7 protein-coding genes and 1 pseudogene are annotated in these 11,781 nt (G+C 44.0%); 4 read left to right on the top strand and 4 right to left on the bottom strand.

All coding sequences use genetic code 11. The features are described from left to right. Nucleotides 1–96: 96 nt before the first annotated feature. From MHM87_RS19305 to MHM87_RS19290, 4 genes are all read left to right on the top strand, one after another. Nucleotides 97–2,103: an ATP-dependent DNA helicase RecQ gene (locus tag MHM87_RS19305; RefSeq protein ID WP_239260739.1), complete on the top strand. Its 2,007-nt coding sequence runs from the start codon at nucleotides 97–99 to the stop codon at nucleotides 2,101–2,103. 70 nt (nucleotides 2,104–2,173) lie between these two features. Continuing rightward, nucleotides 2,174–3,019, top strand: coding sequence for an SAM-dependent methyltransferase (locus MHM87_RS19300; RefSeq protein WP_239260737.1), 846 nt, complete (start codon nucleotides 2,174–2,176; stop codon nucleotides 3,017–3,019). Between the two features lie 14 nt (nucleotides 3,020–3,033). Beyond that, on the top strand, nucleotides 3,034–3,240 hold the full coding sequence (locus MHM87_RS19295) for a hypothetical protein (RefSeq protein WP_239260735.1): 207 nt from the start codon (nucleotides 3,034–3,036) through the stop codon (nucleotides 3,238–3,240). A gap of 77 nt (nucleotides 3,241–3,317) precedes the next feature. Beyond that, on the top strand, nucleotides 3,318–6,485 hold the full coding sequence (locus tag MHM87_RS19290; RefSeq protein WP_343213335.1) for a response regulator: 3,168 nt from the start codon (nucleotides 3,318–3,320) through the stop codon (nucleotides 6,483–6,485). A gap of 98 nt (nucleotides 6,486–6,583) precedes the next feature. Here the strand turns inward: MHM87_RS19290 and MHM87_RS19285 are convergent, their stop codons facing one another. The 4 genes and pseudogenes from MHM87_RS19285 to MHM87_RS19270 form a co-directional block, all read right to left on the bottom strand. Further along, nucleotides 6,584–7,033: a DUF3010 family protein gene (locus tag MHM87_RS19285; RefSeq protein ID WP_187446490.1), complete on the bottom strand. Its 450-nt coding sequence runs from the start codon at nucleotides 7,031–7,033 to the stop codon at nucleotides 6,584–6,586. Nucleotides 7,034–7,125: 92 nt separating this feature from the next. Beyond that, nucleotides 7,126–9,780 (bottom strand): ATP-binding protein, encoded by a 2,655-nt coding sequence (locus MHM87_RS19280; protein WP_239260731.1) that lies wholly within the window; start codon nucleotides 9,778–9,780, stop codon nucleotides 7,126–7,128. 360 nt (nucleotides 9,781–10,140) lie between these two features. After that, nucleotides 10,141–11,331: a PQQ-dependent sugar dehydrogenase gene (locus MHM87_RS19275; protein ID WP_239260729.1), complete on the bottom strand. Its 1,191-nt coding sequence runs from the start codon at nucleotides 11,329–11,331 to the stop codon at nucleotides 10,141–10,143. Nucleotides 11,332–11,672: 341 nt separating this feature from the next. Continuing rightward, a pseudogene (locus MHM87_RS19270) lies at nucleotides 11,673–11,781 on the bottom strand (IS630 family transposase); the annotation flags it as partial.

The raw sequence follows: 11,781 nt of genomic DNA, 5'->3' as shown, positions 1-11,781 counted from the left end.
CATGGCTGTTTGGCCTCAGTGATTTTTGGCGATTGATCTGATCACCAAACGTCATGAATGTTCCTATCTTTTTTATCTCGCTGATATCATTATATTATTTGTGGGGATACCTCAGACTCTGACCCCAATATTTTGCAGCAGCTGTTTGGTTTTTCGGCGTTTCGCGAGGGACAGAAGGAGGCAGTGGAATCACTGCTTGGTGGAAATTCAACGTTAGCGATTTTTCCCACTGGCTCGGGCAAATCATTGTGCTATCAGTTTGTTGCTACGCAATTGCCACACTTGACCTTGGTTGTGTCGCCACTATTAGCGCTGATGAAAGACCAGCTGGAGTTTCTTCATAGCAAAGGCATTGCAGCGGCCAGTATCGACTCTACGCTAACGCCCGAGCAAAACAAGCAAGTGATGAACGACGTACGCTCGGGTCAGTGTAAAATTCTGATGGTGTCGGTGGAGCGCTTTAAGAACGAACGCTTTCGGCAGTTCATTGAGTCTGTTCAGGTAAGTATGCTAGTCGTCGATGAAGCACACTGTATCTCTGAGTGGGGCCACAACTTTCGCCCTGACTACTTGAAACTTCCGGCATATCAGAAAGAGCTTAATATTCCGTTAGTACTTCTGCTCACAGCTACTGCCACTAAAAAAGTAAAAGAAGATATGGCAGCGCGCTTTGATATTGCGCCAGCTAATATTATCCAAACAGGGTTTTATCGACCCAACTTGAATTTGCATGTTCGCCCTGTACATGAACCATATAAAAACCAAGCCTTACTTGAAGAAATTCAAAAACAGCAAGGCGCGGGTATTGTTTATGTCACGCTTCAAAATAGCGCAGAAGAAGTAGCCAGGTTCTTACAGCAACAAGGGTTTGCTGCAAAGGCTTATCACGCTGGTCTCGACAGTGATGTAAGACAAGGTATCCAGCAAGATTTTATGCACAATAAGCTTCAAGTTGTTGTGGCTACCATTGCATTTGGCATGGGCATTGATAAGTCGGATATTCGCTTTGTTGTTCATTACGACTTACCAAAGTCTATTGAAAACTACAGCCAAGAAATTGGCCGGGGTGGACGAGACGGTAAAGCCGCAAACTGCACGGTATTAGCAAACCTTGACGGTTTAGTCACCATAGAGAACTTCGTTTATGGCGATACACCAGACAAAAGCGCCATTCAACGCGTAATTGATGATATCAGCGCGCAGGCCCCTGCTCACATAAATTCAGCGGCGCACAATGATTTACCTATTAACGGCGAAAACAGTGTTTACCAGTGGGAAACGCAAATAAATAGCTTATCGAGTGCCAGCAACATACGACAGCTTCCGCTTAAAACCCTGCTGGTACAGCTTGAACTCGCCAACGTTATTCGCCCTTTGTATGTCTATTTTGCTGAATATAAATTTCGCTTTATTTCAGAGAAAGCCACCATACTCGGCCTTTTCTCAGAAGAGCGGGCTCGCTTTCTAGACGCCGTATTCACTCACTCAAATGTGAAAAAGGTGTGGGGCATTGTAGATTTTGACAGTATTTATCAGCATTACGGCGCAGAGCGTGCAAGAGTGGTGGCCGCACTAGAGTATTTACATGAACATAATCATATTGAGCTTGCATCACGCTTAATAACTGACGTATACCGCGTGGACTACGAAAAACTGCAAGATACCGACTTAGCCAATAATCTGGCTCACTATTTCGCTGAAAACGAGCGCAAAGAAATAGAACGTATCGCCGCGCTGGTAGGCTTCTTCGAACTCAATACTTGCTTAAGCTATAACTTGTCGGCGTATTTTGACGATACCCAAGCGCCCAATGAATGCGGGCACTGCAGTGTATGTCAGGGAAATGTGGCTAGGCTCAGCTATTCAAACCCAATTCCCACACCGAACCCAGACCAAATATCAGAGGCCATAGCAGCACTAAAAGCCCATTTGAGCGGAAAATTTGATGGCCCAATCACATCGTCTATTTGCTGTCGTTTTCTAACTGGCATGACCATGCCTTTGTTCACTCGATTTAAAGTGAGACAAGTAAAGGGCTTTGGTTCTTGTGAAAACTGCCGATACGCTGATGTGAAAGCAATGGTAGATGCTATAAATCAGTGAACGTAGCAAATACCCTAAATCTAATTTATAGTGTTGAGTGAATCACAATTAGCAAGTGGTAAAGGAAAATATGACGCTAATTCAGGGACAAGAACATACTCCTAAGGGATCGCTAGTTGTAGTTGGCACTGGAATCAGTGTTGCGGGTCAAATGACGATAGCGACCAAAAGCCACATCGAAAATGCTGACATTGTGTACATGGGGATTATGAACAAAATTGGTGAACACGTGGTCACCAATATTAACCCGAACAGTGTGTCTTTAGACGACCTTTATCAAGAAGGGAAATCTCGCGCTGTCACCTATGCCCAAATGGCCGACCGCATCGTGCAATCAGTTGTTGAAGGTAAAAAAGTATGCGTGGCTTTTTATGGTCACCCAGGCGTATTTGTTACGCCTTCTCATGAGGCTATTCGCAGAGTGCGGGAACTTGGCCTAGATGCGCAAATGCTCCCCGGCGTGTCTGCAGAAGACTGCTTAATTGCGGATTTGGGAATAGATCCCTCTCGCTTTGGCTGTCAGTCTTATGAAGCAACTCAATTTTTGTTTCGCGATTACCGCATTGACCCTCACATGACGCAAATCATCTGGCAAATAGGTTTAGCCGGAGAAGCAACGCTAAGCGTGTTAGATGCTAATCACAGTGAATCTGGGCTTGCCTTGCTGGCTGACATTCTGGCCGAGCACTACCCAGAAGATCACGAGCTGATTATTTACGAGGCAGCCACCCTGCCCCTTTGCGAGCCCAAAATACAAAAAGTGTTGCTTCGCGAATTACAGTTCGCCAAGCCAACGCTAATTTCGACCCTAGTTGTACCCTCACTTGGCATGCCAGCATACCGTCAGGATCGTTTGGCAAAGCTAGGTTTAACTGAGCAGCAAGTTATTGACTTTAGATCTCCAAAAGTAAACTAAAAGGAAAAAACGACATGGCAAAGAAAACAATTGTAGATTTCTTGGTTGAGCTAGACAGCAACAGCAAACTAATGGATGCGTATAAAAAGGACCCTGTGGGCACTGCAGAAAAGTACGGTTTATCTGGTGAAGAGCTTCAGCTAATTAAAGACCAAGACTGGGACGAAGTAGCCAAACGCTTTGATGATACTAGCAAGGCTACCCGCGTAATTAGCTACTAGTCGTTATCTTTTTAAGCTAGCTGAAGTAGAAAGTGAAGCGCCGTTTGAAATGCATCTTCGCTATCGTTTGTTTTACGATGGCGCTTCCTACTTTTGCGCTTTTAAAAGAACCACTTAACACCACATCATCAGTCACTACGCTAGACGAACTGAAACAGCGAATTCAAAACAACGATGAGTCTGTAGAAACCACATTCACGGAGCTAGGCTACTTCTTCGACGCCCACCCGAACGCTTTTCAGCAAGCCCGTTTATTCAACCTAAGAGCTTATAAGCACATTCTTGAGCAAGACCTTGTCGCCGGATACGAAACTCTGTTGGAAGCCCGCAAGCTTGCGAAAAAAGGCGGCAACACCATGGCGCTGGCAGAGTCTTTTCGCTTAGAAGGGCTAATTTTGGACTTGTCAGGAGAGCATGCTCGTGCACTCGAAGCGCTCAACAAATCCCTTGCTGCTTTCATTGAAGTAAATAGCGATAACGCCTTGCTTGTATATAGCGCTATGGGCAATGTGTACATGTCGCTGCAAAACTACGAAATGATGTTGCAGCTAGGTCAAAACTTCCTCGCCGCAGCCCAGCGTTTAAATGATAAAGAAAACAAAGCCATTGCTTACTTTTTCCAAGGTTACGCGCAAACGGAACTGGGGGACTATCAAGACGCTAAAATAAGCCTTCTGCTGGCAGAAGAATTGTTCAAAGAGGTGCACTACCCCTTTATTGGTATTGTTCATACCAAAATGGCTGAGCTACATATCGCCCAAGGCAATTTAACTGAAGCGCTAACCATGTTGAACCGCGCTGCGGAATCAGACCGCAAAGTTGGTTTTAAATACAACGAAGGGTCTAGACTACTGCGCTTGGTCGACATCTACATTAAACGCAATCAAATAGACTTGGCTATTAGCGAACTTGAAGGTGGATTAAAAAAAGACGCCATAAAAAACGACAAGTCAGTGGTGCTAAGCATGTTGGAAAAGCTCATTTCACTCCTTGAATCAACCAACAATTTTGAAGCCGCATTAGAATATTCAAAGCTATACACTAAGACTTATGAAGAGAGTTTTAATGAACAGCAGTCAAGGTTGTTAGCCCTTAACCGCGTGCGACTTTCTATTTCCGAAAAAGAAGAAACCATCAAGCTTCTAGAGAAAGACAACCAGCTAAAAGAGCAGCGTAACCTTATACAGAAAAAGCAAAACACGTTTCAGCTGTATTTCATCGGTTTCGTGATCCTTTCATTAGGCTTAGTCGTTGGCCTATGGCTTAGAACTCGCCAACAGCGTAAGGCGCTCGATGCACTTACTCAAGACCTTCAGAAAGCAACAAAAGCAAAATCTGACTTTCTTGCACGCATGAGTCACGAAATTCGCACGCCGCTTAACGCCATTATCGGCCTGACCAAGCTTTCGCAGCGGGCTGCAGAAGATAAAGATCAACAAACGAACCTTATTCAGATAGAAGGCGCGTCGCAAACCCTACTAAGTATAATTAACGACATACTCGACTTCTCGAAAATAGAAGCGGGTAAGCTTGATATTGAATCGACGCAATTCAATTTAGACGCGCTAGTAAACCAAACCATTAGACTGCATTTAGGGCGCGCTGAGGAAAAGCACATAGAGCTTATTCAGCATATATCACGTGACGTACCGTTAAACCTTATCGGCGACCCGTTACGCATACAGCAAGTTCTCAGCAATTTAGTTAGCAACGCTCTTAAGTTTACCGAGGATGGACTGATTTCGGTGAGCGTTAGGTGCACGCATAATATAGAAGACATTCAGCTTGAATTTGAAGTTAAAGACACAGGAATTGGGCTAAACAGCACGCAAAAGGCTTTGCTATTTCAACCATTTAACCAAGGTGATGAGTCTATATCTCGTCGATACGGCGGCACCGGCCTAGGATTAGCAATATGTAAGCAGTTAGTCACATTAATGGACGGAGAGATCTGGGTTGAGAGCCAGCTTGGAAAAGGCGCAAGCTTTCATTTTACCGTAACCGTTAAACAGGATGCTTCCCAACAAATTGTATCGCCGTCTAAGCAACTTTCGTTACTTAAGGTGCTTATTGCTGATGACATTGGCGTGTCGCGTGACGCTATTATCGAGTCGCTATCAGTGGCTAACATTAAAGCAGATGTTGCGACCGGCGGTAAAGAAGCCGTAGCCAAAATGCGTGCTGCTGTGGGAAACAGTGCGCCTTACGACGTACTTATTTTAGATTGGAATATGCCTGACATTGATGGATTGGAAGTTGCTGCCATCATGAAACAGGAGTTTTCAATTAAGCCACCGAAGGTGATAATGCTGTATGCATTCGAGTCGCCTCATATGCGAGAGCAGGCTAACCAACTAGGTATTCGAACCTTCATTAAAAAGCCTTTTAGCACTAGTGAGCTTGTAGATAAGCTACAAGAGCTTTGCTTAAACGTGAACACAAGAACCCTACCAGCAGATGCTGCGCCTGTGCCCAATCTGCGCGGAACGAAGATCCTTTTCGCAGAAGACAATACGCTGAATCAAAAAGTAACCCTTGGCCTGTTAAACGACACCCACGCTACTATTGAAATGGTTAGCAACGGCTTTGAAGCCATAAAAGCCTTACGTGAAGATAACAGCTATGACGTGGTGTTGATGGATATCCAAATGCCCGTTATGGACGGGTTAACAGCAGCTAGAAAAATCAGAGATGAGCTGAAGTTAACTTTGCCGATTATTGCCATGACGGCTCACGCCATGCAGCAAGACATTGACAAGAGCCTGGCAGCGGGCATGGACGGCCACATCAACAAACCGGTTGACCCAAATCGCTTCTTTGACGTGCTTGTTGAAGTGCTAAATAAAGGAAAGTCGACGGCGACCCTTGAAGTAACCAATGGGCCATCGGCAAACACAATACCGCTGAGCTTTATAGATAAATCTCAAGCCATGCAAGCAATGTTAAATGACGAGACTTTGTATAAAGAGTTACTTAATGACTTTGCAGCACTTAACAAAGAGCTAGATAACCTTCGAAAAGCCATTGATGAAAAAGACTATGCTTCTATTGTTCGTATAGCGCATATCTACATAACTGCCCTTCGGTACATTGGCGCTTACGCCTTAGCTGAGCTAGCTGCAACGATTGAGCTAACGATAAAGCGTAATGAACATGAAAGTGCAGCTGGTTTTAGCGATCAGTTGGAAGCACTTTACACAGCATTGGTAGAGATGAATGCGAAAGTTGAGGGAATGGTGAAGTAAAGCCTTTCAGGCTGGGAGAAGAGAAATTAAGAAAAACAATGCCCGCACAATAAATGCAGGCACAGTAGTATACACGTTGAGCCAACCGCTCCTGATTATTACTCGTCTGACTCTTGCGAGGCATACTCATTTTTCATAAGCCACGCATACGCCGTTGTAAAAGCGGTTTCTTGAAACTGTTTTAAACCCGTGTCAGAAAATGGCACTGCAAGCGGATTTCTGCGCAGCGACTCTTTAATATCTGTTGGGCTAAATACTACAACTCGAAGCCCTTCAATCAATTCAATGGCAGCTTCTAACTTGAAGCCAATTGCACTACCTGCAAATTTACCTTTGCTTTGACGCTGACGAATTATTACTGCATCAATTTTGTAGTCTTCTACAAGTTTAGCAAAGGTACTTTGGAAGCTCTTTAGCCCCTTTGCACTGGTATCGGCAAGCGTTAAACGGCGCGTACGGCAATCTGGCAAATGAAACAAGCCGTCTGCTAGCGACACCAAACTAACAATTGCTTCATTACCTTTTAAATCTACACCACAGACTTTCATATTTATTCCTAATTACGTTTGTCCGGCATTATAACGCGTTTCACTGCATTTGAGTCATTCAGTCGGTCAGCTTCAACCTTTTAAAAGAGGTTTTAGCTTAGTACCGACTGAATTGTGTCTTTTGACAGGGGCTTCACGAAATGCTGATCGAACCCTGCCGCTTGGGAGTCCTCTACATATTTTTCTGAGCCCCACCCGCTTTGAGAATAAAACTTAACATTCTCTGATTCAGGTAAGGCTTTCAGCATTTTAACCAGCTCATAACCGTCAATATCTGGCATACCGATATCAAGAAATACGAAGTTAGGTTTAAACGCCTTGAATTCAGCGACAGCCTCTTTAGGAGAAGTAATACCTAGGGCAGTCACTCCCATAGACTCAGCTAATAAGCAATATGCATCTATAAGATCGGCATTGTCGTCAACGAACATAACTTTGGTTTGGCTTTGAATAGTCGGCTTGGCTTCCTGATTGTCAGACTGCTCATAAGCCAATTTAGAGATGGGAAGTCTAACTTCAAAGGTACTTCCCCGGCCTAACCCTTCACTCATCACCGACACATCACCGTGATGCAGCATTACAAGTTTACTCACCAACGTAAGCCCTATTCCTAAACCGCCTTTAGTATGTGTAGAGTGCGCCTCAATTTGGGTAAACATATTAAACACGTCTTTAAGCCTGTCTTCAGGTATCCCCATGCCGTTATCTTTAACAGCAACGACAACCATGACACCTTCCTCTCTGATATCTACAGTTATCCTTCCCTGATCACTCGTATATTTAGCAGCATTGTGAATAATGTTTGAGAATATCTGACTTAAACGCGCTTTATCGCCATAAACCGTCACATCTTTTTCGAGATAATTTACGGTTATATTGTGTTTTTTCGCTTTTACCTGCTGATCAACAATTTCAAGGGAATCTGACAGCACGTCTTGAATACTCAATTTTTCAAACTCAAGCTTGACCTTACCTCGCGTAATACGCGATACATCCATCAAATCGTTGATAAGTTTTGACATGTATTCCGCTTGACGATTAATAATAGCCGTCACTCTTTTACGCGTTTTATCATCGTCAACCGTTTCTAAAATACTTGCGCCAGACATAATAGGCCCAAGCGGATTTCGCAATTCGTGAGCTAACGTGGCAAGAAATTCATTTCTGTAATTATCTTGCTTTTCAAGCTCTTGAATACTGATGTGCATACGTTCTTGCACATCAAGTGCATAAACAAGAAACATTCTATTCAGGCGATTGGCAGTATCGACATCCGCCCTATCAAAACTCGTTGAGCGCCCTTTTATAGTGCGGGTATGGATTGCGAAAGAAGCTCTGGGTTTAAGCCGCTGAGCTTTTGGTGCATCTTCAGACTTTTCATCTTCAGCGCCAATCCACTTTTGGACGCGGTGGGTTTCCTTCCTGAACCAGGCGGTAAAGTACTGCTTCTTTTCAAACAGTGGAATAATCATTATGCCAGCAATACCGTACTGTCGTGCTTCTGGGTAATCCTCATAAAGCGCGTCGTTGGTATATGGGAACCCGCCTTGGCTGCTTGCTTTGGAAAAAATTTCCTTGATGAGTTCTATCGGTAAAGTAGAACCGAGGGTAATGGTCTCGTACTGAGAATAATAAACAAACCCTGAACTATTAAGCGCGTCTAAAAAAGCGCGCTCGCCACTTTTGACTACACGGCTAATAGGATTTGCTGGACCGATTCTATCCAACATCGCATCAACAGCTTTATCCGTAACATGCTTTTTGCGTTTCGCAATCTCTTCTTCTTTCGCCAACAAATGCCAGCTGAACAGTTGACTTAAATTCTCACATTGCAGTCGTACATCTTGTGGAATATAACAAGCCTCGCGATGGTGGCAAGAAATTAGCCCGTAAAGCTCGCCGTCCGTTACTAAAGAGATCGAAAATGAAGCCCGCAAACCTTGGTTTCTAATGTATTGAAGATGAATAGGTGAAAAGGTTCGCAGCAGCGAGCGAGTGAGATCCAGCGGCTCTCTGCCTGACGCTTCGGTCGACGGAACTAGCTTTGCAGGAAGTAACTCAGTATCAGGGGTTAGTCTTACCCAGTTAGTTTTGTAAAGCGCTCTAGCCTGTGCAGGAATATCTGACGCAGGAAAGTACAAGTCTTGATATGAGTCCATATCATCGGCTTTAGCTTCTGCAATAACTTTCCCCGAGTAGTCGTCATTGAATTTGTAAAGTACTACCCTGTCCATATTTGTGAGATACCGAATGGTCGAGACCATTTCTTGGGCCATCTCTTTTAGTGACGTCATTTCTTTAAAGCGCGGAGCAATAGACATAGCATAGAGTTTGATAAATTGCTCTGCGCTATAAGTATCTCTGAATTCAGTAGCGGGCTCTAGCTCAACAACATAGTTGTGACCGGAATCATACACCACCGCCAAATAATCTATCGCCGCTCCTTCCTCTAACATCGAGGCTTTTAAATGAAGCTTAATAGGCAGCCTAATCTTGGTTTTTGTAACCCTATCAAACGTCTCTTCAAGAAATGCCCGTTCATTCGTGTCAGATGAGAGTATTTCTAAAAAATGTTTACCAATGAGCGGCTCAGTGAACACTGACTCGCAGTTGTCACTGACAATCGAAATCTTCAAGTCCTTGTAATTAAAAGCAATAAGAAAACCATAACTTTGTATACTTTCGGGAATATGTATTGGCTCGTCTTCGCAACGTTCAAAGTTAATGTTTTTGGGGGGCTGTGACATGAGGATCCTGAGGTTTGAATAGATTAACTTATACTTTCGTCTAAAGAGCAACGTATCACATTGCTCAACGGGTTGATACTAAACTCCTATATTGATTGCTCATGGCGTAAAGGTGCTCGCAGATACACCTAAAACCATTTGCGAAACCATCTTGTTCTTGCAACACATTTTTCCTTTAGATTGTAAAAATGTGGCCCAACTTAGAAAAAGCGTCATTTAAAAGAAAAAGGCTTTAAAAAGTCATTCAAAAACAAGACCTTATGAAGTTATCGCAGCTTGAGAGCACATATCATCACTTATCGATGTGTACTTATGTACCCTCAAAGCTTACGCTTCAGCCTCATTTTGCTTACATAGCGTCTAGTTTAGTGAATTGAGCTTTATCAGCCTTCCGCCTTCTTTATCTTCAAGCACATAGATATTGCCCTTACTGTCTTGCTCAACCTCGCGTACTCGCTTACCCCATTCGTAGCGCTCTGCTTCTTCAACCTTCCAGTTGCCTTCATCGTCTTTATTAAATGCAACTCGAACCAGCGCTTTTGAAGACAAACCGCCTATAAAACCATTTCCCTTCCAGTCGCTAAACTTATCGCCTTTGTAAATGATAAAACCGGCAGGACTAATGGCAGGCACCCATGCCAATTCAGGCGACTTAAAGATGGGGTAGTCTTCGTGGTTAGGAATTTTCACGCCTGAGTAATGGTCGCCCTGCGACACTGCTGGGTAACCATAGTTGCGACCTCGTTCAATAATATTAAGTTCGTCGCCATGGCGCGGCCCCATTTCATGAGCCCATAAATTACCTTTCTCATCAAAATCGATGCCTAGCGGATTGCGGTGACCTAATGTCCAGATTTGTTCTGTTACGTTGCCTTGACCATAAAACGGATTATCTTCAGGTACGCTACCGTCGTCGTTTAAGCGCAGCACCTTACCTAAGTTCATCGCCATGTTTTGTGCTGGCGTGAATTTCTGGCGCTCACCCGAGGTGATAAATAAATGGCCATCAGGTGAAAACGCCATGCGGTGAGAGTAATGCCCATTCCCCGTCACCTTCGGCGACTGACGCCAAATTAGCTCTCTATCAGTCAGCTTCGCGCCACTATCAGATAAGGTAAGCGTGGCTCGCTCTATCACCGCACCGCTGAACGCATCGTCTTTTTCATCTCGTTCAATGTACGAAATATAAATGGTGTTATTCGACGCAAAGTCAGGGTGAATAATGACATCACCTAAACCGCCTTGCCCGCGCGCAGTAACACTTGGCACATTACTAATAGCAAAACGCTTCTGCTGTTTTTCATCAAGCAGCCATAAAGTGCCAGCTTTTTCCGTTACCAAGCTGTGCCCGTCTGGCAAAAATGTCATAGCCCAGGGGTTATCGAAGGACGCCTGAACATTACCCGTTACAGTAGTGCCCTTACTGCCCTTCATTTCAATTTGTTCAGATGCTTTCGACTGAGCAAAGGTAAAAAAAGAGGTGGCAAAAAGCGTAACCAATAGTGCGGCTTTCCGACTCTTGCTGGTTTTGTGCGTGCTTGTTGTTTGCATTAAGTTCTAGCCTTTTTGAGGGTTTGCGTACTGCTGGTTGCACGTTAAGACGTTAATTGCACGTAAACGGGCGGCGCAAAGGGTTTCAGTTAGCATTGGTTACGTAGATTTAATTAAACAGGTTTATATTATTGACTTGGTTTCGCTATTCGTGTTTGTGAGTCGTGCGCGCTTTTCCTAAACTTTCTTTAATGCAGCGACACTTTACTAAAATACCGCCTGTGTTATTTTCCAAGAAGTTTAAGCAACGAAGATAAGGAGGTGATCATATGTCTAGAGTTAAGGTATTTGAACAGGCAGCTATGAGTGAGGGTCGTTCTAGCTAATACCAATTGCATTAATTAATTGACCAACTTTATCCACTCTCTCCAACAGAGATTTTTGACTCGTTCAACATCCGCAATGAATGTATTCCAAGCGCGAGAGACCTGTTCCACTATTTCTTCGTAA

The organism is Alteromonas sp. Cnat3-28 (genome assembly GCF_022348265.1).
Lineage (GTDB): Bacteria > Pseudomonadota > Gammaproteobacteria > Enterobacterales > Alteromonadaceae > Alteromonas > Alteromonas macleodii.
This window is presented reverse-complemented; position numbering and strand designations above follow the sequence as displayed.